Origin of the sequence: Tatumella ptyseos, from assembly GCF_030552895.1 — a bacterium.
Lineage (GTDB): Bacteria > Pseudomonadota > Gammaproteobacteria > Enterobacterales > Enterobacteriaceae > Rosenbergiella > Rosenbergiella ptyseos_A.
In genome coordinates, this window is the sequence record NZ_CP130649.1 from 1,262,192 (window position 1) to 1,286,094 (window position 23,903).

The 23,903-nt window shown below is 48.5% G+C and carries 17 protein-coding genes; 7 read left to right on the forward strand and 10 right to left on the reverse strand.

What is annotated here, in order from left to right:
* Nucleotides 1-7: 7 nt before the first annotated feature.
* Genes astD through QJR74_RS05965 form a run of 3 tightly spaced genes read right to left on the reverse strand, consistent with a single transcriptional unit; the run spans nucleotide 8 to nucleotide 3,708 of the window.
* Nucleotides 8-1,483, reverse strand: a complete 1,476-nt coding sequence (gene astD, locus QJR74_RS05955) for a succinylglutamate-semialdehyde dehydrogenase (protein ID WP_304373637.1) — start codon at nucleotides 1,481-1,483, stop codon at nucleotides 8-10.
* Entirely contained in the window at nucleotides 1,480-2,487 is a 1,008-nt protein-coding gene (gene astA, locus QJR74_RS05960) for an arginine N-succinyltransferase (protein WP_304373975.1), read from the reverse strand. The genes astD and astA overlap by 4 nt, the downstream gene beginning before the upstream one ends.
* Before the next feature lie 9 nt (nucleotides 2,488-2,496).
* Nucleotides 2,497-3,708 (reverse strand): bifunctional succinylornithine transaminase/acetylornithine transaminase, encoded by a 1,212-nt coding sequence (locus QJR74_RS05965; protein ID WP_304373638.1) that lies wholly within the window; start codon nucleotides 3,706-3,708, stop codon nucleotides 2,497-2,499.
* 1,045 nt (nucleotides 3,709-4,753) lie between these two features.
* Between QJR74_RS05965 and QJR74_RS05970 the strand changes: the two genes are divergently transcribed.
* Complete coding sequence (locus QJR74_RS05970) at nucleotides 4,754-6,166, forward strand: glycoside-pentoside-hexuronide (GPH):cation symporter (protein ID WP_304373639.1); 1,413 nt, start codon at nucleotides 4,754-4,756, stop codon at nucleotides 6,164-6,166.
* 3 nt (nucleotides 6,167-6,169) lie between these two features.
* Entirely contained in the window at nucleotides 6,170-7,117 is a 948-nt protein-coding gene (locus QJR74_RS05975; protein ID WP_304373640.1) for a glycoside hydrolase family 43 protein, read from the forward strand.
* 753 nt (nucleotides 7,118-7,870) lie between these two features.
* Here the strand turns inward: QJR74_RS05975 and QJR74_RS05980 are convergent.
* The 6 genes from QJR74_RS05980 to QJR74_RS06005 all read right to left on the reverse strand — a co-directional run bounded on the left by QJR74_RS05980 (nucleotide 7,871) and on the right by QJR74_RS06005 (nucleotide 18,417).
* Nucleotides 7,871-9,478, reverse strand: coding sequence for a purine-cytosine permease family protein (locus QJR74_RS05980; RefSeq protein ID WP_304373641.1), 1,608 nt, complete (start codon nucleotides 9,476-9,478; stop codon nucleotides 7,871-7,873).
* Between the two features lie 67 nt (nucleotides 9,479-9,545).
* Complete coding sequence (locus tag QJR74_RS05985; RefSeq protein ID WP_304373642.1) at nucleotides 9,546-10,280, reverse strand: GntR family transcriptional regulator; 735 nt, start codon at nucleotides 10,278-10,280, stop codon at nucleotides 9,546-9,548.
* Nucleotides 10,273-13,908 carry an urea carboxylase gene (uca, locus tag QJR74_RS05990; protein ID WP_304373643.1) on the reverse strand — a complete coding sequence of 1,212 codons (3,636 nt, stop codon included), beginning with the start codon at nucleotides 13,906-13,908 and terminating at the stop codon, nucleotides 10,273-10,275. The genes QJR74_RS05985 and uca overlap by 8 nt, the downstream gene beginning before the upstream one ends.
* A gap of 1 nt (nucleotide 13,909) precedes the next feature.
* The gene (gene atzF, locus QJR74_RS05995; protein WP_304373644.1) at nucleotides 13,910-15,706 is read right to left on the reverse strand and encodes an allophanate hydrolase; all 1,797 of its coding nucleotides are present in this window, start codon (nucleotides 15,704-15,706) and stop codon (nucleotides 13,910-13,912) included.
* Nucleotides 15,707-15,932: 226 nt separating this feature from the next.
* A complete protein-coding gene (locus QJR74_RS06000) occupies nucleotides 15,933-17,912 on the reverse strand; it encodes a TonB-dependent copper receptor (protein ID WP_369685585.1) in 1,980 nt (659 codons plus the stop codon).
* 100 nt (nucleotides 17,913-18,012) lie between these two features.
* Nucleotides 18,013-18,417 (reverse strand): DUF2946 domain-containing protein, encoded by a 405-nt coding sequence (locus QJR74_RS06005; protein ID WP_304373645.1) that lies wholly within the window; start codon nucleotides 18,415-18,417, stop codon nucleotides 18,013-18,015.
* 178 nt (nucleotides 18,418-18,595) lie between these two features.
* Here QJR74_RS06005 and QJR74_RS06010 point away from each other — a divergent pair, with 178 nt between their 5' ends.
* Together QJR74_RS06010 and QJR74_RS06015 are read left to right on the forward strand one after the other, a co-directional pair.
* On the forward strand, nucleotides 18,596-19,486 hold the full coding sequence (locus tag QJR74_RS06010; RefSeq protein WP_304373646.1) for a lysine exporter LysO family protein: 891 nt from the start codon (nucleotides 18,596-18,598) through the stop codon (nucleotides 19,484-19,486).
* A complete protein-coding gene (locus QJR74_RS06015) occupies nucleotides 19,483-20,205 on the forward strand; it encodes an alpha/beta hydrolase (RefSeq protein ID WP_304373647.1) in 723 nt (240 codons plus the stop codon). The genes QJR74_RS06010 and QJR74_RS06015 overlap by 4 nt, the downstream gene beginning before the upstream one ends.
* On the opposite strand, the gene QJR74_RS06020 is transcribed toward QJR74_RS06015, so the two are convergent.
* Nucleotides 20,180-20,365, reverse strand: a complete 186-nt coding sequence (locus QJR74_RS06020) for a hypothetical protein (RefSeq protein ID WP_304373648.1) — start codon at nucleotides 20,363-20,365, stop codon at nucleotides 20,180-20,182. The genes QJR74_RS06015 and QJR74_RS06020 overlap by 26 nt on opposite strands.
* Before the next feature lie 293 nt (nucleotides 20,366-20,658).
* Between QJR74_RS06020 and QJR74_RS06025 the strand changes: the two genes are divergently transcribed.
* From QJR74_RS06025 to QJR74_RS06035, 3 genes are read left to right on the forward strand one after another with little or no spacing between them, the layout of a single operon-like run.
* On the forward strand, nucleotides 20,659-21,630 hold the full coding sequence (locus QJR74_RS06025) for an HlyD family secretion protein (protein ID WP_304373649.1): 972 nt from the start codon (nucleotides 20,659-20,661) through the stop codon (nucleotides 21,628-21,630).
* Nucleotides 21,612-22,766 (forward strand): ABC transporter permease, encoded by a 1,155-nt coding sequence (locus tag QJR74_RS06030; RefSeq protein WP_241626205.1) that lies wholly within the window; start codon nucleotides 21,612-21,614, stop codon nucleotides 22,764-22,766. The genes QJR74_RS06025 and QJR74_RS06030 overlap by 19 nt, the downstream gene beginning before the upstream one ends.
* Entirely contained in the window at nucleotides 22,763-23,899 is a 1,137-nt protein-coding gene (locus QJR74_RS06035) for an ABC transporter permease (protein ID WP_304373650.1), read from the forward strand. Before QJR74_RS06030 ends, QJR74_RS06035 begins: the two co-directional genes overlap by 4 nt.
* Nucleotides 23,900-23,903: the final 4 nt, after the last annotated feature.

The window sequence follows — 23,903 nt, forward strand, 5'->3', positions numbered from 1 at the left end:
TTTCTCGTTAATCGTTGAAGGGGGGGAGACCCGGCAATGTTGCAGCAGGGAGCGTTAGCTGGTCGCTGATTAAGGAGGCCATAGGCCAGGCACAATAATCGGCGGCATAGAAGGCGGAAGGGCGATGATTTCCAGACGCGCCAATCCCACCAAAGGGGGCGGAGCTTGATGCGCCCGTGAGCGGTTTATTCCAATTAACAATTCCCGCGCGGGCGAACTGCTGCAATTGTTCGAACTGTGCTTGCTGGCCGGAAATCAGTCCGATAGCCAGTCCGAAGCGGGTGCGGTTAGCTAGTTCAATCGCGTCGTCGAATGTCTGATATCGTATGACGCTAAGGAGAGGGCCGAAATACTCTTCATCGGGTGCGTCAATCTCGGTAATATCGATAATACCGGGCGTAACAAGACTGGCCGTTGGCGTCGGTTGCGTGAGGGGTAAGAGTGCGGTGGCCCCTAAGTCAATCAGATGCTGTTGGGCGGCCAATAATTGCGAAGCGGCCGTCAATGAAATCACGCCACCCATAAAAGGTTCTGGCTGGTGTTGCCAATCCCCCACGCTGATAGATTGCGTGGCAGAAATTAACGCGTGAAGTAATTGGTCGCCTTGTGGACCCTCTTTGATTAACAGACGTCTGGCGCACGTACAGCGTTGTCCTGCAGAGAGAAAGGCCGATTGCAGGATAAGGTTGATTGCCGCGGCAATATTGGGGGTATCAACATCCTCCACAATCAGAGCATTATTACCCCCCATCTCCAAGGCAAGTATCTTCTCGGGATGTCCGGCCAACAGTTTATGGAACTGAAACCCGGTAGAGGCACTGCCAGTGAACAATACCCCATCCAGCTGTATCGTATTCAGCAAGGCTTGTCCGGTCGATTTATCTCCTTGCACGAGATTCAATACCCCCGCCGGTAACCCTGCTTGTTGCCAAAGTTTGACAGTAAACTCTGCCGTTAATGGGGTGAGTTCGCTGGGTTTAAATATCAAGGTATTTCCTGCGATCAGAGCAGGAATGATGTGACCGTTGGGTAGATGACCCGGGAAGTTATAGGGGCCAAAGACGGCCATGACGCCATGGGGTTTATGTCTAAGCTCTGCTGATCCCTCTGCGAAAGGCAGTTGATGTGTCCCTGTACGTTGATGCCAAGCCTTTTCAGAAATTTCACCTTTGGCAATCATAGATTGCACTTCTGTACGAGTCTCCCATAAAGGTTTACTGGTCTCGAGTGAAATAATACGAGCGAGTGCCTCCTTTTCGTTGGCCAGCAGCTTAACAAAGCGGTGAATGACCTCAAGGCGCTGGTCGAGCGATTGTTGAGACCAGGAATAAAAGGCGTTCCGTGCGGCCTGGCAGGCTAAAGCGACCTGCTCATCGGTAGCGATTAAACCCTGCCAAATGACAGCTTGTGTGAGGGGATTACGTTTGACTAGCTCAGGCCCTTTACCAGCCTGCCAGCAATCATCGATATAGTGTGTTGTCATACAGTTGCCTCGCGAGGACTTAAGGGTGCAATACGTGCGGGATGATCATCGTCAAGCAAAAGGGCATCAAGATGATGCTGCGTTAACTCGCCCTCAGCCAGGATGGCGCGAAATTGGTTAAAATGGGTATTAGAAACCACATAGCTCTGATCATAAAAAGTAGGTATCCGATCAACACTATAGAGCTGACTCTCTTTGATAATGCGAACGTCATCCATATTGGCCTCAATGACCGGACCCGCATCAAAAATATCGACGGATCCCCGCCACCGAAATCCTTCCTTTTCAAGAATCGCTCTTGCCGGGGCGGTATTGGGATGGACTTGGCCAATAACGGCTTGCGCGGCCTCTGGAAGTAATAGGGTATAGATAGGGTAGGAAGGCATTAGCTCAGCAATAAAGGTTTTCATACCAATACCGGTCAAACGATCGGCATCGGCGAAGGGGATATCAAAAAAATGCTTACCTAGTGCGTCCCAAAAAGGTGACTGACCTTGTTCATCGACGACTCCCCGTAACTCAGCAAAAAGAGAGGGTGAAAAAGCGTCACGAAACGACGCAATAAACATGAATCTTGCTTTGGAAAGAAGTTGTCCATAGCGATTCTTTTGGTAATCGGGGTCGAGAAATAACGTACAGAGTTCACTGTGGCCCGTATGGTCATAACTTAAATTAAGCACATCGAGGTTTTTATAAATCCCGAGTTCTTTCGAAGCTTTGACGGTACGTTGTAGTCGAAAATTATAGAAAGGCTCACTCAGTCCCACCGCCACTTCAATGGCGCTTACGCCAAAGACTTTTTGGGTCTCGGTATCTTCCAGCACAAAGAGAAAACCTTGATCGCTACGCGGCAGGGTTTGATTAAAGGTATCGATACTTCGCGTTATCTTCGCGGCTAAACGGGCTTCATCATGGGGCAGCGATGTCATTCCTACACCAACACGAGCGGACAAGGCTAAAATATCCTGTAAGTCCTCATGCTTAACAGGTCGAAAAATAACCATCATTACCCCTTAGGCGCCGTGTACTAGTGGTTCGAAGGCTTGTGTAAGGCGTTCGAAGGCGACATCGATATCTTCATAGGGAATGGTTAAGGCGGGGGCGAAGCGTAACACATCAGGACCCGCTATCAAGACGATTACGCCTTGCTCGGCCGCCACTGTCGTTAGCATTTTGGCCTGACCTACCCAGTGAGGTGTGAGTTGGGCGCCAATCAGCAGACCCTGTCCACGGATCTCGGAAAATAGCCCCAACTGCTGATTAAGTTGAGTCAGTTTTTCAATAAAGTAATCATGCCGATTTACTACGCCCGCTAAGCAGTCAGCATTGAGCTTATCAACGACCGCCCCGCCAACCGCTGCCGCTAAGGGGTTACCCCCAAAAGTACTGCCGTGAGTACCGGGTTGAAAACTTTCGGCCCAGGCTTGTTTGGCGAGAAGCGCGCCGATAGGGAATCCTCCCCCTAATCCTTTTGCACTGGTCATCAAGTCAGGTTCTACCCCATAAGCTTGATGGGCATAGAGGTAGCCGGTTCTTCCTGCCCCCGTTTGTACCTCATCGAAAATTAGCGTCACGTTATGCTGATCACAGAGGGCGCGTAAACCTGAAAGAAAGTCGGGACTGGCAGGTATCACGCCGCCTTCGCCAATAATCGGTTCAACGATTATGGCGCAGGTTTTTGCAGAGATAGCAGCTTCGACCGCCGCAAGGTCGTTGAAGGGCAGATGGGTGATCCCTTGTGGCAGGGGGGCATAATCTTCAGAATATTTAGGTTGCCCCCCGACGGATACAGTAAAAAGGGTTCGACCGTGAAAAGCGTGCTGAAAGGCAATGATCTCATTTTTTTCAGGGCCGTAGTGATCGCGTGCATATTTCCTAGCCAGTTTTAAGGCCGCTTCATTAGCCTCGGCGCCGGAATTACAAAAGAAGACTTTATCTGCAAAAGTTGCCGTCACTAATTTACGGGCGAGGTTTAGGACGGGTTCGTTTGTATAACCATTTCCCACGTGCCACATTTTATTCATTTGTTGCTGCAGCGCGTAATGTAGGTCCGGATCATTATGGCCGAATGAATTCACTGCAATACCACCCGCTAGATCGATATAGTGTTTGCCATCTTGGTCCCAAATCTGTGAACCTTCTCCTTTTATTGGAATAAACTTAGCGGGTGAAAAACAGGGGACCATATATCGATCAAAGTCGTCTCGAGTTATGTTAACAGCCATTACATCCTCTCCCAAATTTTACGCGTCAATTAAGAATAAAGGTATCTGGGGCCTACCCCTATTCGGTCAAGACACGGACAGCGTTTACTTGAAGGTTTTCTTGATGCTGCCTCGACGAAATAAATCCGTCAACAGAATAAAAAATGACTTATGCAAATTTTGACCCCCTTCAACATTATGAAATTATTATAAAAAACTTATTTTATGCAGTTTAAAGAATAAAAATTGCATAGATATGCACACTAGTCCCTATAGTTAATTATTAGATTTGCATCCTTATTCATAAGAAAAAGATCTACTTCAGGGGTAATTAACAATTATTCGCTAAAAAAAACTTGCGCTCATTTATAAAAAGTGCAGAGGTTCAACAAAAGAACGTATCGGCATCGTAGTGAGATGAAAAATAATAGATAATTGTTAGTGTTTTTATTTGAGTATCGGGTGGAGACTAAGAGCGGTTATTGATTGTTAATTAAGATTATTTTGGGGTGGTAATGATAAAAGTAATAATGCAAATAGGATCTGTGGTTAATATTAACTGATTTTTGAAAATGATTTTTAATCAATTGCAATGGTAATAACATTTGCAATGAATTTAGTTTTTACAGATTCAATTATTATTTTGGCTATTACAGCGCCTGAGTTATTCAAGAATTAATAGTTAGCGATTAAATTAAGTAGAGCTAGCTGAGTTTAGGCTTCATTGGTGGTCCTCGTTGATAACAGTTGGCCCCAATAGGGCGATAATTCAGCCTCCTGGATAATAAACCAATAACATCCTAACGCTACTGGGTATAGAGCTATCTCCAACACTGCTTCATGATAAATACTTACTTATCCGTTTGTGGGTTTACGGCCTTTTACCAAGTGTCTCTGCTGATAACTTGGTTAATTTGCCCCATCGATCACGCTTTTCGGTAAATAACCCGATTATCCATATTGATATCAGGATTATCCTGACACTCTCTCTTTACTAGGAAGATACTCAGCGATATTGCAGAACCTATAAACATCATTAGATGCCCATCAATATGGAGATAATCCCATGAAGGAAGGTCAATTGTCGTTCAGAGAGAAGGTTGCGTACGGCATGGGGGATGCTGGTTGCAATATGATTGGCGGTGCAATAATGCTTTTCCTCAATTATTTTTATACTGATATTTTTGGGCTGACGCCAGCAATGGTTGGAATATTACTCCTCTCGGTAAGGGTCGTTGATGCCATCATCGATCCGATGATGGGGGCGATTGCTGATCGAACTACCAGTCGCTGGGGGCGGTTTCGACCTTATTTATTATGGGTAGCGCTACCCTATGCGTTATTTAGTGTGGTGATGTTTACCACGCCGAATTGGAGTCCTGAGAGTAAAATTATCTACGCTTTCGTCACCTATTTTCTCATGTCAGTAACCTATACCGCCATCAATATTCCTTATTGCTCCTTGGGGGGCGTGATCACTGCTGACCCCCATGAACGGGTCGCCTGTCAATCTTATCGCTTTTTTATGGTAGGCATTGCAACGCTTATTCTCTCCTCCACGCTGCTCCCGATAGCGGACTTTTTTGGTGGCGGGGATAAGGCTCGCGGCTATCAAATGTCGATGGGGGTAATGGCAATCATCGCTTTGTTGATGTTTCTGTTCTGCTTCGCTTATGTGAAAGAGCGTATTCAACCGGCGATCCCTTCCAAGCATGCACTTAAATCCGATTTAAAAGCTATTTGGAAAAACGATCAATGGGTGCGTATTTTACTGCTGACTTTTTTTAACGTCTGTCCAGGATTCATTCGTATGGCGGCGACCATGTACTACGTGACCTGGGTCATGGAGAAGTCGACCTCTTTCGCGAGTCTATTCATTAGCCTAGGTGTCATCGGAATGATGCTGGGCAGCGCGTTGGCAAAGCCACTGACGGATAAATTCTGTAAATTAAAAGTCTTCTTCTGGACCAACATCATACTGAGTCTCTTTTCCTTGGGCTTTTATTACTTAGATCCTCATGCCACCTCACTGATTCTCGTCGCGTATTTTATTCTAAATGTTTTGCATCAATTACCGTCACCGCTTCATTGGTCACTGATGGCGGATGTGGACGATTATGGCGAATGGAAAACGGGCAAACGTATCACGGGGATCAGTTTTTCTGGCAATATCTTTTTCATTAAAGTTGGCTTAGCGGTGGCGGGAGCGATGGTGGGTTTCTTGCTATCGACTTATGGTTACCAAGCTGGGGCAGCCCAGCAAAGTCCTCAGGCACTGGATGGCATTGTGATGTTATTCACTCTCATTCCGGCTGTGGGCTATCTGATCACGGCAGGGGTCGTGCGGTTATTAAAAGTCGACCGTGAGACGATGCGAAAGATCCAAGCTGACTTAGCGATTCGTCGTCGTCAGTATCAGGAACTGAGAAAGCCGAGCAACGTCAGTCGGCATCAACAATCCAGTGTTAATAGGAGTTAAACGATGAGTGATTACCCCAATCCCCTGATAGAACAGCGTGCGGATCCCCATATTTATCTTCATTCAGATGGCACCTATTATTTTATCGCATCAGTGCCTGAGTACGACCGGTTAGAGATACGCCACTCACCCACCTTAGTGGGTCTGGCTGAGGCACCGGCAACGGTAATTTGGCACAAGCCGGACAGTGGGCCGATGAGCGCCCTGATTTGGGCTCCTGAGCTACATCGGATCGATAATCAATGGGTGATTTACTATGCCGCAGCTCCCTCATCAGAGATTGTAGACGGACTGTTTCAACATCGGATGTACGCGCTAATCTGTGAGGGCCAGGACCCCCTTCGTGACGCTTGGCAAGAGAAGGGCAGGATCATCACGCCAATCGATAGTTTCTCCTTAGATGCGACCTATTTCCAACATCAGGGTAAGCACTATTATCTTTGGGCGCAGAAAGATCCTGCCATTAAAGGCAATTCAAACTTATACCTGTCTGAACTCGCTAACCCTTGGACATTGAAAACACCGCCAATCATGTTGAGTAAGCCTGAATTTGCTTGGGAAACACGAGGTTTTTCAGTCAATGAAGGACCAGCCTTTATCGCCCATGGCGATCGCGTAATGATTGCTTTTTCAGCCAGCGCGACGGATGAGAATTACTGTATTGGACTCCTTTATGCCGATAAGTCGAGTAACCTCTTAGATCCGTCCAGTTGGCATAAACTCACGCAGCCACTCTTCACCACTCACCGCGGTAATCAACAATTTGGGCCGGGTCATAATAGTTTTACGCGTAACGAACAGGGTGAGGATATTCTGGTCTACCATGCTCGCAGCTATTCAACGATTGAAGGGGATCCCCTCTATGATCCCAATCGACATACACGCATTAAGGTATTTCATTGGGACGACGAGGGGATGCCTTGCTTCGGTGAGCCTACCGCAGAAAGTTAATGATTAAAATTCGTAGCACAGATCAGGGCATCCTAAAGTAGAGTGCCCTTGTCCTGTGTAACCTTAAGCTATCACCCATCCGCTTGCGCTAGGTATACCTAGGGATTGAGGACTGCAAAGGCAGTGCGCAATGGTAAGTAAAATCAATTATATTGAATAGTGATAATTTTAGCATTTTGACTAATATTCTGCGTTGAGACTTTAATAAAAGTATTAGTAGAAGATTCTACTTTGTTCAAACGGATATCCTTTGTTTTCATACATTGTATCGTTACGGCTTGCAGAACTTGTATTTTGCAAGGTACCTCGATAATTCTCCCTTGGAAGCTGACATACCCATCCGAGGCATAACATAATACAGTGTTGGCCAATAAAAAGAGAATGATTGAACTCGTGCGTATAACCAGAGAATTTTTCAAAAGAATTTACTTCCAATAGTCGAATAAGTTCAGAATATCTCAAGGTTTCGTAATTTCCACTGACATCTATCAATAAAATATAATTAAAAAAAATTAATACTTAAAATACGTTGTCACGTTAATTATTTATGTTTCTTGTTACGCTGAGATGAAAATTGAATAGTAAGCATTGCTTAAACCTAATCTTATTCTACGAATTGAACTCCTTAGCGGAAGGTCTGTTTACGATAGCAACATAGTATTCTTTCTCTGTGTAAGTAGATGTCGCTTGTAATGGCCCGTTTTAGTGATAACGCTCTGCGAGGCGCTCTTCCTTGAGCGTCCTTGTGACTCGTTAATGGAGTGTTTTACATAACGAGCAGATCACCCCGTTATGGTGGGCCGAGAACAGCACATCGGGACGCTCGTAGGCTTGTTGGCATGCCACACAATGGTACAGTGTACTCACCGGCGAACCTGCCAGATCGTAACGCGACTCAGCGATACCATCGTCAGTGTGTTTAAGATAATACTTTCCGCCGGTGAGCAGGCCGATGATGGGTGTGAGCACTGCCGCCACGACTAAGGCAATTAAAGGTGAATAGGGCATGAGGAAAGGACCCAGCAAACCAAAGAACGCCGCAATAGATAACCCCGCGGCGGCCAAAAAGGCCACCATCCCGACGGGATTCACACTATAAAGCATCCCTTTTCGATACTCTGGCTGCTTAGGAGAGAGCTTTAACAGATACTTGTTGACGGCGATATCAACGGCGACAACCGTTACCCAAGCGATAGCAAAGTTAGCGTAAAACCCTAAGATATTACCGAGCACTGAGAACATATCGCCTTCCATCAGGGCGAGCGCGATAGCGAGATTGATTAATACAAAGACAATTCTTCCCGGATAGTGGCGGCGTACTCGCGTATAGGCACTTGTCCAAGATAACGAACCGGAGTAGGCATTGGTAACATTAATCTTGATTTGTGAAATAACCACTAAGATCACCGCAAGCGTTAAGGCTAACCAGCCGGGTAGCATTTGGTGAAAAGCGGCATTAAATTGTTGGACCGGTTCAGTACTATTGATGCCTGGTGCGAGTGTCAGTAAATAAAACCCCAGAAACGCGCCAATGGCTTGTTTCAGTGCGCCCAAAATAACCCACCCCGGTCCTGCTGACAGCACTGCAATCCACCATGAACGACTATTTTCGCGCGTTTTCGCTGGCATAAAGCGTAGATAATCAATCTGCTCACCAATCTGCATAATCAATGACAAACAGATCCCCGCTCCCAACATGACTGAAGCGAGATCGGCACCCGTTGTCCCGTTTTTACCTTGGAAGTTGAAAAATTGATCGGTGAGGGTCGGCTGCTGCCAGACTAAATAGAGCACAGGTCCGATCATTAATACTAACCAGATGGGCGTGGTCCAAATTTGTAATTGGCTCAATGCTTTCATCCCATAGATAACGAGTGGGATTACCATCAAGGTGGAGACCAAATAGCCTAACCATAGGGGAATATGCAGGCCCAGTTGTAAGCCTTGCGCCATAATCGAGCCTTCTAGCGCAAAAAAGATAAAGGTAAAACTGGCAAAGATAATACTGGTCACTACCGAGCCATAATAGCCAAAGCCAGCCCCACGAGTGATTAAGTCGAGATCGATATTATAGCGCGCCGCGTAATAGGCGAGGGGAATACCAGTTAAGAAAATAATGATCGCTGCGAAGAGAATCGCGAGTAAGGCATTGGTGGTTCCATAAGTCATGCCAATACTGGCACCGATCGAGAAATCGGCCAGATAGGCGATCCCCCCTAAAGCCGTAATAGCGACCGTCGCAGTGCCCCAACGTCGAAAGCTATAAGGAGCATAGCGTAATGTATAATCTTCTAATGTTTCGTTAACCGAGGGCGCTTTTTTCACCGGAGGTTTCCCCTCAACTAAACTGTATTCACTCATTATTGACCTCTTTAGTTTGCATAGGGCGCCAAGCGCCGTGGAGGAATGGCAGTAAAGAACTTTTGTACTAACCTGAAGTGGCTCGCAGTCCCTCCTTGTTATCTTCACAAGCCTGTAAGGTGAGCCGCGCTTGATGCAGACGATGCAAGGTAATTTCGCGAACGGCGGCTTTACTCTCTGAAATATGCAGGGTGAGCAGACGCAGAGCGGTTTCGCAGCGTTGCGCGAAGATAGCTTGCAAAATAGCCTGATGTTGTTGGTAGGTGGCGAGAATACGGTCATCACGGGTAAAGTCGAGACGACGAATAATGCTTAACTTTTCAGTTAATTCAGTATGTAACAGTAAAAACTGACGATTATTGGTCGCGGCGACCAAAGCGCGATGAAAAGCCTCGTCTTCCAAGGCGACCGCTTTACCTTGGGTTAATGGCGCGCTTTCAGACCAAAAATGATGCACGGCTGCGAGTGCGGTGCGACTCTCTGCACAAGACATGGCACACAATCGACGTACCGCTTCACATTCCAAAACGATTCGTAAATCATAAAGCTCTTCAAAATAGTCAAAATCGAAGGCTTTCACCTGCCAGCCACTGCGAAACAGGACTTCTACGTAACCTTCACGCTCTAAATTGAAAAGGGCCTGCCGTACCGGAGTACGGCTCACCTGTAACTGTTGGGCAAGCTCGTTCTCGCTAAAGCGCTCACCGGGTAATAGCTGAAAATCAAAAATAGATTGTTTAACCGCGTGATAGACCTTTGCCGCAAGGGCTTCACGCCCGGCCGTCGGAGGGGAATTAGGCATGGGTAATATCCCCTTCGGTTAATCGTAATAATAGTTGTCCAGGGGTCACTTGCTGGCCGGGTTGCGCACTAATATGAGTAATGGTTCCCGAAAGCGTTGCCGTGATGGATAGCTCCATTTTCATTGCTTCAACGATAATTAAAGGCTGGCCAATCTCGACAACATCACCGTTTTTCACCAATACTTTCCAAACATTACCGCTTAATTCGGCGCAAATAGGCGTATCGGTTGAGGGTGTCTCTTCTTCAAGCGCTGCCGTTTGAACGATAGGACTCTGTTGCTCCTGTGCCGCCCAGAGACTCACCTCTTCGGAAAAAGCCTGAGATTGACGAGAGCGAAAATCCGCAATGGATTGAGCATTCTCACTGAGAAACTGTTGGTATTCTGCAAAATCAAACACGCTTTCTTCGATACGAATGGTACTGCGGCCTTCACGAAAAGCTTCCCGTTCAACGGTCAATTCCGCTTCGGTCACAGGATAAAAGCGAACTTGATCGAAGAAATGCAGCAGCCAAGGTTGGTTGTCGCTAAATTGGCTATTTTTTAAAAATTTATTCCAGATGGGTAATGTTCTACCAACGAGTTGATAGCCGCCCGGTGAGTCCATTCCGTAGATACACATATACATCCCGCCAATGCCAACAGTCCCCTCGGCGGTAAAGGTTCGAGCAGGATTATACTTGGAGCTCAGTAAACGGTGACGTGGATCGAGGGGGACGGCACAGGGGGCACCGAGATAGACATCGCCTAATCCAAGAACAAGATAGCTGGCAGAAAATAGCGTCTCGCGGACCGTCTCGCGATCGGCGAGACCATTAATCCGTTGGATAAAATCGACGTTATTAGGTAGCCAAGGGGCTTGGGTACAGACGGTTTCTTGGTATCGCTCGACTGCGGCAAGGGTGGCGCTATCCTCAAAGGCCATGGGTAACCAAATGATCCGTGAGGGAACTTTTAATTGCGTTACGTCGCCAAGTCCTTCTTCAATCTCGAGCAATCGAGTCATCAACGCTTGTTGAGTCAGGCGTAAGCTGTCGTAACGAATTTGTAATGAACGGACACCGGGAGAAAGCTCTTCAATCCCCTCAATGGCGGCATCGTCCAGGGCTTCCATCAATAGATGGACGCGCAAGCGTAACGCGAGGTCGAGAATATTATCGCCATACTCAATTAAGATGTAGTGATCACCCGCCTGCCGGTAATAGGCATCTGGCGTCACTGATGTCGCGGGACGTACAGCGAGTAGGGTTGCTGAACCAAGTGCCGTTTCAGTGAGTTCAGGGGCAGGTAGCCGAGGGACAGAAGGCGGAACCCATTGCGAGATAGCCTGCTGTTGAGCCGTTTCACGGGCTACGGCCTCTTGGTGACTTATCGGATAAAAACGGATGCTATCCCCGGGCTTTAGTTGGCCCACTTTCCACAATTCCGCCCGGGCAATGGTCACTGGACAGACAAAGCCTCCTAAGCTTGGTCCGTCGTGGGTCAGGATAACCGGAAAATCGCCAGTAAAGTTAATCGCCCCCACGGCATATTCGCAATCATGGACATTCGAGGGGTGTAAACCGGCTTCGCCGCCATCGGGGCGACTCCAGCTTGGGGCGGGTCCCATTAATCGTACACCAAGGCGGTTAGAGTTATAATGTACCTGCCACTCGCTGGCAAAAAAGCGTTCAATACTTTCCTCGGTAAAAAAGTCGGGGGCGCCGTGTGGGCCGTATAAAACGCCAATTTCCCACGTCGCACTGTACTGAGGGATCATCGCTGGATTGAGCGCAATAGGTTCACTGATCGGGGCAGGCGTAGTGTAAGCAGCAAGGGTAGGCTGAGAGATTGCCAGCATATCGGCCACACGCAACGTTCGACCGGCATGACCACCAAATTGACCCAGTACGAAGGTCGACCGGCTACCCAAATACTCGGGCACATCAAAACCATTGCGCAAGGCTAAGTAAGTGCGACATCCCTGTTGCGCCCGGCCCAAGGTCAGTGTTTGACCTGCTTTGACCTGAATAGGCTGCCAATACTTTACCGGTTGGTCATCAAGCCTCGCCGGGCAGTCAGCACCCGTTAAACTTATTACCGTATCGCAATGAAAGCGCAACGTCGGCCCTTGTAGGGTAAATTCCAGACCTGCGGCAGCGGGATGATTGCCCACAATACGATTCGCTAAGCGAAAGGCGTAATCATCCATCGGACCCGAAGGGGGTACACCGATATGCCAATAGCCTAACCGTCCAGGGTAATCCTGTATGCTACTAAAGGTACCGGGTTGTAGCACTTCGACGACAGAGGCCTGCGGGATAAACGTGTCGAGAAAACGAGTCGATACCTCACCCTCACGAAATACTTCCGTGGCGATCACTTGACGTAAATAATCTAAATTAGTGGTGATGCCTTGTAACTGAGTCGCGGCCAAGGCTTGTTGTAATGCCTCGAGGGCGGCCTGACGAGTCTCTGCCTTGACGATTAATTTAGCGATCATCGGATCATAGAAAGCCGAGACCTCACTGCCTTGTTCAATGCCACTGTCTATCCGTGCGCCGGGGGGAAATTGAACAGCCGTTAAGATGCCTGGGCAGGGCTGGAAATTCTTTAAGGGATCTTCAGCGTAAAGGCGGACTTCGATAGCGGCCCCTTGTGGAGGCTGTTCTAAGCGCTGCCAGTCAAGGGGATCGTCTGCTGCGACACGTAACATGCATTCAACTAAATCGACGCCTGTCACCGCTTCAGTAATAGGATGCTCGACTTGCAGTCGAGTGTTGACTTCTAGGAAATAAAAAGCTTGTTTTAGCGGGTCGTAAATATACTCTACGGTGCCAGCGCTGCGATAGTTGACCCGTTCCCCCAGACGAACGGCTGAATCTAATAAAGCTTCGCGCAGTGTAGGAGGAAGATGGGGAGCAGGGGTTTCTTCCACCACTTTCTGGTTGCGGCGCTGTAACGAACAGTCTCTTTCGCCCAAGGCGATAACTTTTCCTTTTCCATCACCAAAAATTTGCACTTCAATATGGCGAGCATGATCGATATAGCGCTCAAGAAAGACCCCAGCATCGCTAAAAAATTGTTCCCCGAGACGTCGCACACTTTCCCATGCCTCACGCAGCGCGGGAGCATCTTCACAGCGTGTCAGCCCGATTCCCCCTCCACCTGCCGTGCTTTTTAGCATGATGGGATAGCCGATCGCCTCGGCGGCCTTTAGAGCCTCTTCTAACGAAGTGAGCAGTGCGGTACCAGGTGTCATCGGGACGCCGGCTTCTGCCGCGAGTTCTCGCGCACGATGCTTTAACCCGAATTCCGCAATCTGGTGTGCCGTAGGGCCGATAAAGATAATGCCTTGTTCTTCACAGGCGGTAGCAAACGAGACACTTTCAGAGAGAAAGCCGTAACCGGGCCAAATAGCCTGTGCACCGCTCTGTTTAGCGGCGGCCAGTATTTTATCGCTGCGAAGATAGCTCTCGCTGGCTTTATCTCCGCCCAGCGCAATGGCGATATCCGCCTCTTTAACATGTCGTGCATTGCGATCGGCATCAGAAAAGACGGCAACGCTGGTGATCCCTAGACGTTTTAAGGTGTTGATTGCGCGGCAAGCAATCTCACCACGGTTAGCAATCAGTACTGTGGTAAACATATTAATGTTCCTCTTGAGCAGTGAGCCAATTACGCCAGCCACCGAATTCAGTTATGTCTAAGGCGGTGTGGAGCGCGGCTGGTTCGCAGATAAAGCCTTTGACGATCCGGCCATCACCTAAAGTCAGGCTACCGATTCCTAGGGGAGCAGGGATTTCTGCGACAAATTCGCCAAAACGCGCGAGCGGGATATCCCACAGTTCAACGGTAATCGCTTGCCCCTTGTCATCACGTAATAAACCGGGTTTTTTGATTGGGCCATCAAGTAAGGCGAAAAGACGATAATGATCAGCGGTTTGTGTCTCTTCAATCAGTACCGCGTCGCGGGTAGTGAGCTGAAAATTCAGGGGCATACCGGTCAGATGGGCACCGACGACCGCCACACGTACATGGGTAGGCGAGGCGGGAATACTTAGCGGCGTACTGGGAAGTTCTCGACCGGTCGCGCCTAAAGGGAGCTGGAGTAAAGACTGCCAACGACAACCGAACTCGGCGAGGGCGCGATCGTGCCAAGCGGGGGCTAATAAGGTAATCCCTGCAGGCAGTCCATCTGCCCGAAATGGAGCAGGAAGGGCCAGAGCGCTTAAATCCGCCAGATTGGTGAAATTGGTATAGATGCCTAACTGCGAATTTAACGTCAGCGGATCGTTCGCCAGCGCAGTAAGGGGATGAATCGTCGGGGTGGTGGGGACCAGCAGGGCATCCACGCTGGCTAAGGTTGCGTGGATCCTACGGCTCAATTCGGCACGTAGGTACTCCGCTTGATAGGCATCAACCGCACTGTAGGCTTTTCCTTGGTGAATCACTTGATAAACGGTAGGGTCCATCTCTTCAGGATGGTCGAGTAATGTGCCCACCGCGGCAGTTCGCTCGGCGACCCAAGGGCCGGCATAAAGTTGCTCGGCTAATTGCTGAAAGGGAGCGAAATCGATCGGCTTAAGTGTTACGCCACTGTTTTCGAGTGCGTTAAGCGCTTGCTGCCAAGCCGCTTCAGCTTGTTGGTCACCGCAAAAGGTCAGGGTATCAGGAATGGCAAAGCACGGACGCGCGGGAAGCTGGGCCGGTGCTGTTGCGGGATGCTGGCGTGAATAGGCCTCGTTTTCATCATAGCCACCGGCTAAGGATGCGACGAGGTAGGCATCCGCTACCGTTAAGGCAAAAATTGACGGGGTGTCATTCAAGCGACAAGCCGGAACGATACCGCGTGCCGAGATCCAGCCTTTGGTGGGTTTTAGCCCAACAATATTATTAAAGCCAGCAGGCACGCGACCTGACCCTGCGGTGTCGGTACCTAAACTAAAGGCGACATGTCCGCGTGCGAGCACGGAAGCTGAACCTGAACTCGAGCCGCCACTAATATAGTCAGGATTAAACGTGTTGCTGACCGCGCCAAAGGGCGAACGACACCCGACTAAGCCTGTCGCAAACTGGTCTAAATTGGTTTTCCCTATCACTATAGCCCCCGCCGCTTTAAGATGGGCAACGATGTGCGCATCCTGCTCTGCAATATAGCGGGCGGCAGGGCAGGCAGCGGTAGTTGGCCATCCCGCGACATCGATATTATCTTTCACCGCAAAGGGCACCCCCAATAACGGCAGCGCGTTGAGCGAAGTGAGGTCTTGGGAAAGTAGCGCATCAATTTGCGCGTGGAGTTGTTCGAGACTGCAAAGCGTGATCCACGCGTTATCCTCTGGGTCGAGTGCTTGAAGGTGTGTGGTTAATAATGATTTTAAGCAATGCGGCGCTTGCTTGGCATGTTGTAGCCAATCTTGAAGCGTGTAGCCAAAGGTCGCTGACATAGTTGAATCCCAAGTGGTATACAAGATGGGAAGATAGGGAGCAATAACTATGCCAATAGGGTATCTATCTGTTTTGTAATGATTTTTTTAATTTTGAGAGAATAGGGATCTATTGAGTGAGACGGGGGCCAGTGCAATCACGCACTGCGATGACGCACCTTGGCCCCGCCGCGTTAAGAATAAGAGGAGGCGATACGCCAATGTCGCCTCTTCGGTGGAAAGAAGCTTAGAAGGTTAGGCTCAGTTTCGCCCAATAGCTACGGCCCGGTTCATTAATAGGCACATTACTGGAATAACCAAAGCTGCCATTTCCGGCTAAGTTCAGATGTTCGCTATAGGTTTTATTAAGTAAGTTATCAATACCTAGCGTCAGCGCGAGTGTGTCGGTAAATTGATAACGGCTATTAGCGGAAAGTATTAGGAAACTGGCACTTGGCCCGAAATCCTTACCCACGACATTGCCTTCATTTCGGGCAATACGATGTTGGGGTGCGACCCAGCGGATCAATCCTGTGGTACGCCATTGGCCACTATGCCACGTTGCCCCAACGCGTGTTTCCAGCGGTGGAATTTGGGGCAATGGTCGATGTTCTTGACAATTATTGGCCTGAGCATAGCTGAGACTGCTCTCAATCTGCCAATGATCCGACAGCTGATAGCTGGCCCCTATCTCTCCGCCAAAAATCAGCGCGTCGACATTATCGACTTGGCTTATCCGTTTTTGTGTGGGTTGATAGCGGAATAGGATAAAATCATCTATCCATCCGACGTAGGCAGATAGCCAAGCATCAAGGCGTTTGTCTTGGTATTTTGCACCAACATCCACTTGCGTGGTCTTTTCCGTTTTCAATGAGTGAAAAGCGGTGTACCTCTTATCAGGACCGTAGGTCGGTGAGAAGAGCTCCCAGTAATCCGGGAAGCGTTCGGTATAGCCTAACCCTGCATACAGTAGTACAGGCGAATGCTCGGGTTGGTGCTCGAGCCGGAGAAATCCTGCAGGAAGGAGGTGCTGACGATGGTGATGATTCGGCGTGCGTTTATCGGTGGCTTGGCTACTATCTCCCCTGACGCCACTGATCAGATGGTCACCTTGTTTAAGCCTATAGCGCAGCTCACTGAATAGCCCATAATCACTAAAGCTGGCATCGTCTCGCCAAGCGCCGGCAATTTTACGTCTATGACTATTTTGCTGCATATCAATACCGCTACGTAATTCGGTCGCTTCCCCTTGCCAGGTCCCCATCACCCTCCCGCCTAAGGTTTTCCGGCCCACTTCTGAACGCATTGGCATCATCATCCCGGCCATGGGATGGCGTAACGAAACGTTATCCATAATATGATCGGCATTGTTGTAATACAGATGGCCAGTGAGTTCAGTCCATGTCTCGCTGATATTCTCTTTTTTAAAGGTTAGCCCCAGACTTTGCCGTTTAAATTGCGCGCCATCCATACCTCGACCCGCATAGCGGGCGTTACCGTTACCTTGTCCAGCGGTAAGCTCCAGTAAAGTATCCTCGTCAGGCGTCCAGCCAATCGCGATATCACTGTTCCATTTTTTCCATTGCGACGGTACGCGATGCCCATCGCCATCTTGGTAATCGTTGGACTGAGCGTGGTTACCGGTTAATCGTAAATAGCCTTGTGAGTTGCCGAAGCTGATATCGGCATTCTGATCACGACGTTGGTTCGAACCTGTTACCAAGCTGGCTTCTCCTTTGATTCCAGGGGTTGAGAAAGAGGGGGGCAATCGGTCAAAGCGGAGGGTACCCGCCGAGTTCCCGGGTCCCCATAATACGGTTTGTGGTCCCTTAGTTAAGGTCATCACATCGAAATTCTCTGGGGAAAGATAAGAGGAAGGCGCATCCATTCGGCTGCCACAGGCCCCCAACATCTCACTGTCGTTCATCAACATGCGAAGTCGGGAACCAAACATGCCACGAAAAACGGGATCACCATTAGTTCCGCCATTACGGATCTGAGCAAAACCAGGGATAGTTTTGAGATAGTCGGCACCATCGCTGGCGGGGAGAGGTTGGCGAGGTGTTTTGGGTGAACTTATCACCTCTAGTGGTGAGCCGATTGGCGCACTCACAATAAGGGTGGAGTGAGTCTCCAGGTGTTCGGTCGGTAATGCGGCGGCGACGTGCTGACTATAAGCTAGGAGAAGCATCAGCATGATGGGGGATAACTGGGTGCGAAATGACATTATTATTTCCTTATTACGCAGGCGTGACAGTGCCTAGCGCAAAAAACGCTAAATCGGTCTCGATAACGATGTATCGGGCAGTAAATAAGATAAGGCGTTGTTAGAAGGAAGGTGGTGCGCGTGCTTGGCTTGACGACCAAAAGCCAATTAAGGGGCGGATAATACGTGGAGGGAGCGCCAAGGTTTGGAGCGGGCAATAGACGATGACCAGAGCCAGTAGAACTATCCACTGTAGAAAAGGAAAGTGCGCCAATAGTTGGCAATAACCGCAGGCCATATCGTCGAGCATTTTTCTATCGAAAACCGAAGCGTGTGATGAGGGCATCGGTGACATCATTGCACAGTCGTCCTGTATCGAAGACATGCCTTCCATCGCTGGCATGGCAGCGGCGGTGTGCGATGAGCTGTGGAGATTTTTCGAGATGATGGGGGCGATAAAGAGCATAGCAATTGAAAAAATCGCTAACTGCGCGGCAAGTCGGTAACATTTTACAAAGTGGTTCAAAACGCACAATCCCTCATCCTGAGTGCGGCGCTATCTTACCCTAAAAGTGCTTAATGACCAAAAGAAACCCTCATTAGGATAAGGTTTTATCATCGACTTTTTATTCCCCGCGTATTGCAAATTAATGGTAGGGTAATGACCTCTAATTCGCTGACCTAACTTGAAGATATTATTGATTATGCAACATGCATTATTGGCCATTATCACCCTCTTTGCGACATTGGGCTTGGGGTGGCTGGTGGGAACACGATGTTCGTTAACCTTCCGGCAAGCAGTAGTGAAATCCGTAAGTACTATTGTCCTGCTGTTATTATTCAGTATGGGAATGGATTTTGCGCAAGTGCTTACGCAAGGTCAGTTAGGCAGTCGTATCGTCTTGCAGGCTTTATTGCTATCAGGGTTAATCACAATTTTCACCGCGATCTTACTCCTCCGTAAACCGGCAGCGATTACCCGTGAGGGTTCTTTACCCTCTTTTTATTCAGCGTTTGGAGGCTGTTTAAAAGCGATTAGTGCCTTTATTGCTGGGGTCGCCCTCGGCTATTTCACGCATTTCAGTCTTGAACACATTGGTCTTTCCAGTAATAGCGTGCTCTATGTGATGTTGTTCTGTGTGGGCGTGGACCTAGTGGGTTTTCGTTTTGGTCGCGTGACCCGTCAATGTGCGAGTGTACCGATGGCGGCGCTGGTAGGTTATATCCTAGCTACCGGACTATTCAGCGTCTTCACGCCCTTTAGCTGGCAGCAATCACTGATGTTGGGCAGTGGCTTAGGGTGGTTCTCGTTATCAGGCCCGATGGTTCATCAACTCGCTGGTGCGCAAATGGGGGCTATTGCCTTTATGACCGATTTTATACGCGAGCTGCTCAGCATCGTTTTTCTATACTTCTTTGGCCGTCGCCAGCCTCTTGCTGCAGTGGGGCTAAGCGGGGCGGCGGCGATGGATTCAGCGTTACCTTTTATCAAGCAAAATTGTGACACTTATTATATCCCTTACGCCATCTTCAGCGGACTACTGTTGACACTGGCCGCACCCTTTCTTATATCTCTGTCGGCGGCCCTACTATGAAAAAGACTCGCTTAGCTAGGTTTTCTTACATACTTCTAGCCGCGTTATGCTGTCTGGTTATTCAATCGGCGCAGGCGGCTTTGGATGGAATATTACTTGATCCACCGTCAGGGAAACCCCCGCAACGATTACTGGTGTTACTGCATGGCTACGGCAGTAATGAGCAAGATTTATTACCGTTGGCCGATTACGTTACGCCAGACTATGCCGTAATGAGCTTACAAGCGCCGATACCGCTGGGGAGCAATCGGTTTGCTTGGTATCGAAGCGGGGCAAGTGCTCAGGCGGATATCAACAACGCGCGCCAACAGATACTGACTCGCGTTGCTCAGGTACAGCAGCAGCTCAATATCGCGCCAAATAAAACGTTACTGGCGGGATTTAGTCAGGGGGCGGTAATGAGTTGGAGCATTGCGTTCAATGCCCCTCAGTCAATTGGCGCCGCAGCGATTTTTAGCGGAAGGTTACCCGAATCTGTCGGCAACACACCGAGCCAACAAGCGGGACGTTCTCTACCCCAACTGTTTGTGGGGCATGGTGAGCAGGATCAGCGTATTGCACTCGCGTTGGATGAGCAAGCCGCTGCCTTGGCCAAAAAGCGGGGTTATTTGCTAAGCTTTCATCGTTACGCGGATCTCGGACATGGCATTAATTCGCGTGAGCTTAATGACTTTAAGCAGTGGGCCACTCGACTTAGCTCTCAAACACCATTGAGGTAGAAGGGTGATTGCTGTTACGCGGCGCTTTCAGTAACCGTGCAAATTCGACTTCAAGTTTTTCGACCTCATTCAAAAACTGTGCGGGAGTAAAAGGGCGTTGTTGTTGGGACGCATAAGCGATAGCCAATTCTTTAGCCGTAAAACGCTGTGTTGAAAACATAAGTTAACTCCTCTCGTTGATAAAGTAAGTGTAAGAGGGTCGAGCAACAAAATAAAATTGGTTTAATTGATTAGTGTGATGGGTGAAACTTTGCGCAGAACCACACTTCTCTAGTGCCTACGCCTAGAGTAAAACCCTTTCTTAATCAAAATTAATCCTTTGAACATCGACTATACTTCGCCGTCAGGTAAGATTTCGTGGCTTGCGCAGTGCTTTTTCTCAATCAGTACATTACGCTTATAACAACATAAGAGGGAAATCAGTGTCCGGCTGATTAATTCTGGAGTAGGTTAATGAGTAAAAAAATAATTTTTACTGTTTTAGTGATGATAGCGATTATTTCACTAGCCATTTTTTTTAGAGTACAAAACCAAGATTTGTTATTACAGGGTGAGGTGGATGCCCCAGAAGTGATCGTCGCGTCCAAAGCGAAAGGCCGTGTCGTGGAACGTTTAATTGAACGTGGTGATGATGTTAAAGCAGGCCAAGTTATTATTCGTCTCGATGCGCCGGAATTGATCGCTCAACTCAAAGCGGCGGAAGCGGCACGTGACCAAGCGAAATTTACCTTAGAGATGTCGCAAAACGGCACGCGTGAAGAGAGTATTCGTCAGTTAACGGCTACCTTAGCAGGGGCAAAAGCAGACTACCAAACTGCCGAAGCGACCTATCGTCGAAATCAAAGCGTCGCAGCGAAAGGCTATATTTCTGCTCAAGACCTAGATAATGCCCGTAACTCCCGCGATACTGCCCTACATTCGATGCAAAGTGCGCAAGCCAATTTAGATGAAGCGAAACATGGTGACCGTTGGGAGCAACGCGATGTTTACAGCGCGCAGCTACAACAAGCAGAGGAACAGTTAGCGGAAATTAAAGTTCAGACGGATGACCTTAACGTTAAAGCACCTGTCGATGGCGAGGTTGGCCCTATTCCTGCTGAAGTGGGGGATTTATTAAGTGCCTCCAGTCCGCTTGTAACCTTAGTACGCTTACCTCAAGCTTATTTCGTGTTTAATTTACGTGAAGATATTCTTGCTCATGTCCGCAAGGGCGATGTGATTCATTTGCGCGTCCCGGCGCTGAATAATCAAATGATCGAAGCCCGTGTTCACTACATTGCACCCTTAGGCGATTTTTCAACCAAGAGTGCGACGCGCGCGACCGGTGATTTCGATCTAAAAACCTTTGAAGTGCGCCTATGGCCCACCAAACCCGTTAATGGTCTACGTCAGGGAATGAGCGCGCTATGGCAGTGGAAACGATAAAAAAAGGCTTTAAAGCCTTTCGTCGGGCCTTTAACAAAGAGATCCGCACCAGTTCACGTAAATTTGCTATTCACTGGTTAACCTGGTGTTTCCCGTTACTGCTCTTTTGGTTATTGAGCAGTAACTTTTCGGAAGGGACTCTGATGAATCTCCCTGTCGCTGTGGTCGATAACGACCATAGTGAACTCTCTCGTGAATTGATCCGCAAATTGGATGCTAGCCCTCATGCCAAGCTAACCGAGTGGGAAGGGGGATTAAATGAAGCCTTACATAAGATGCGTACGGCGCAAGATTACGGTTTAGTCTATATTCCGCCAGATTTCGAAAAGCATTTGCTTTCTGCGAAACAGCCTAAGGTTGCCTTTTACTATAATGCACTCTATTACGGTGCGGGGCTTTACTCTACTCAGGACTTTTCTGGATTGGTCACCGCGCTAAATAGTGAGTATCGCAGTGCCGTCGAGGCTAAAATTGGCAAGACAGCCCCAACCCTGCCTTCGGTATCGTTGGTTTATCGTAGTCTGTTTAATGCCAGTGGCAGTTATATCTATTACCAACAATTTGCGGCCACCATTCACCTCATACAGCTGTTCGTGGTGACCAGTATGATCTACGTCCTTTCCCGCAGCAAACCCCTTATCTATGCGGATCGTTTTGGCTGGGCGCTATTGGGCAAACTTGCACCTTATACCCTGGTGTATACCACGATATTAATGGGTGAGATTGCCTTATTGGTATGGGTGTTCTCAGCACGATTTGTCGGGGACCCCTACTATATGTTTTTCGTTGCCTTCTTCTATATTATGGCCGCGCAGAGTTTAGGGCTGATGTTGTTCACCTTTACCCGTACGGCAATTAGTGCATACACCTTGATGGCGATTTTTGTGACCATTGCCTTAGCCTTTTCTGGGCTGGGTATGCCTGAGTTATCGATGCCGTTACCGGCGCAGATCATTGCCAATATGGAACCGCTGACTCACGCCTTGTATGCCATGTTTGATCTGTTCATTCGTAAAGTTCCTGCTGAGCCGGTGATTGGCGTATGCGCGCTATTGGCTGTCTATCCAGTGATAGTGGGGCTTTTAGTATTCCGTCGTCTACCTAAGCGCTTACGAGACCAAGAGGCGATGGTATGAGTACCTACTGGGCTACCTTTAAAAAAGTGCTGGCAGGGATGTTAGAAAAGCCCATGTGGGCGATGCTGCTGCTGTCACTCTGTATTATCAGCATGGTTTATGCCAAAGGGACGGTGTGGGAAATGCCGGTTGGTGTGGTCGACCTTGACCATAGCTCAGCCAGCCATTTGTTAAGCCGTAATCTTGATGCGAGCCCCAAATTGAACGTGAAGTCTTACGATCAACTGGGGCAAGCTGAACGTGATATGGGCTACCGTAAGCTCTATGCTGTGATTGAAATTCCTGTCGATTTTGAAAAGAAGATGTTATCGGGTAAGAGTGTGTCAATTCCGGTATTTGGTGATGCGACCAACCGTTTACCCAACGGCCAAATTCAACAGAATGTGTTAGCAGCCTACCAACAGATGCTTAACCAATACGAAGTTGAATTGATGATGAAAAGTCAATTTACGCAGTCTGAAGCGAACGTTGTGTTAACACCGATGACGGGCCTAACCTTACCCTTGTTTAACCCAGGTATCAGTTTTGCGGCGATCATTTTTCCAGGCTTATTAGTGATGCTATTACAGCACTCATTATTGATCGCCAGTGTTAGGGTCTGTTTAATGATGAGCACAGAAGGGCGACCTAAACTCCCGGTTGTGCTAGGGGCGCTTTCGGCATTAATCCCGATTTGGTTATTCTTATCGATAGTGTTGTTCGCCCTATGGCCATGGGTACTGGGCTATAAGCAGGCAGCCTCAATCCCCGAAATTTTATTGTTAACCTTTCCTTTCCTGTTAGCGGTATTAGGGCTGGGTCGTTTATTAACAGAATGTATCCGTCGTGTTGAGATCATTTATTTGACCCTCTCCTTCATCACCACGCCGGTCTTCTACATCTCTGGCACCATCTGGCCGCTACAAGCTATGCCGAGTCCGGTCAGGTTCATTTCCAGTATGTTTCCCTCGACTTGGGCGATTAAAGCCATTGCAGGGGTGAATCAGATGGGATTATCGTTACGTGAGGCGATGCCCGATATCTGCATGCTATTATTACTTTTTGCACTCTACAGTATAGCTAGCTTTGTACTGACCTTCCTCCGCGATAGACGGTTAATTAGTCGATTTATCCACCGCGGAAGTCAGCATTAAAAGC

Bases quoted from the DNA above. Each gene is read 5' to 3' on its own strand.
- atzF (WP_304373644.1), bottom strand. From the start codon at position 15,706: ATGTCAGCGACCTTTGGCTACACGCTTCAAGATTGGCTACAACATGCC.
- QJR74_RS05965 (WP_304373638.1), bottom strand. From the start codon at position 3,708: ATGGCTGTTAACATAACTCGAGACGACTTTGATCGATATATGGTCCCC.
- QJR74_RS06010 (WP_304373646.1), top strand. From the start codon at position 18,596: ATGCAACATGCATTATTGGCCATTATCACCCTCTTTGCGACATTGGGC.
- QJR74_RS05985 (WP_304373642.1), bottom strand. From the start codon at position 10,280: ATGCCTAATTCCCCTCCGACGGCCGGGCGTGAAGCCCTTGCGGCAAAG.
- QJR74_RS05980 (WP_304373641.1), bottom strand. From the start codon at position 9,478: ATGAGTGAATACAGTTTAGTTGAGGGGAAACCTCCGGTGAAAAAAGCG.
- QJR74_RS06030 (WP_241626205.1), top strand. From the start codon at position 21,612: ATGGCAGTGGAAACGATAAAAAAAGGCTTTAAAGCCTTTCGTCGGGCC.
- astA (WP_304373975.1), bottom strand. From the start codon at position 2,487: ATGGTTATTTTTCGACCTGTTAAGCATGAGGACTTACAGGATATTTTA.
- QJR74_RS06025 (WP_304373649.1), top strand. From the start codon at position 20,659: ATGAGTAAAAAAATAATTTTTACTGTTTTAGTGATGATAGCGATTATT.
- QJR74_RS05970 (WP_304373639.1), top strand. From the start codon at position 4,754: ATGAAGGAAGGTCAATTGTCGTTCAGAGAGAAGGTTGCGTACGGCATG.
- uca (WP_304373643.1), bottom strand. From the start codon at position 13,908: ATGTTTACCACAGTACTGATTGCTAACCGTGGTGAGATTGCTTGCCGC.
- QJR74_RS06000 (WP_369685585.1), bottom strand. From the start codon at position 17,912: ATGTCATTTCGCACCCAGTTATCCCCCATCATGCTGATGCTTCTCCTA.
- astD (WP_304373637.1), bottom strand. From the start codon at position 1,483: ATGACAACACACTATATCGATGATTGCTGGCAGGCTGGTAAAGGGCCT.
- QJR74_RS06015 (WP_304373647.1), top strand. From the start codon at position 19,483: ATGAAAAAGACTCGCTTAGCTAGGTTTTCTTACATACTTCTAGCCGCG.
- QJR74_RS05975 (WP_304373640.1), top strand. From the start codon at position 6,170: ATGAGTGATTACCCCAATCCCCTGATAGAACAGCGTGCGGATCCCCAT.
- QJR74_RS06020 (WP_304373648.1), bottom strand. From the start codon at position 20,365: ATGTTTTCAACACAGCGTTTTACGGCTAAAGAATTGGCTATCGCTTAT.
- QJR74_RS06035 (WP_304373650.1), top strand. From the start codon at position 22,763: ATGAGTACCTACTGGGCTACCTTTAAAAAAGTGCTGGCAGGGATGTTA.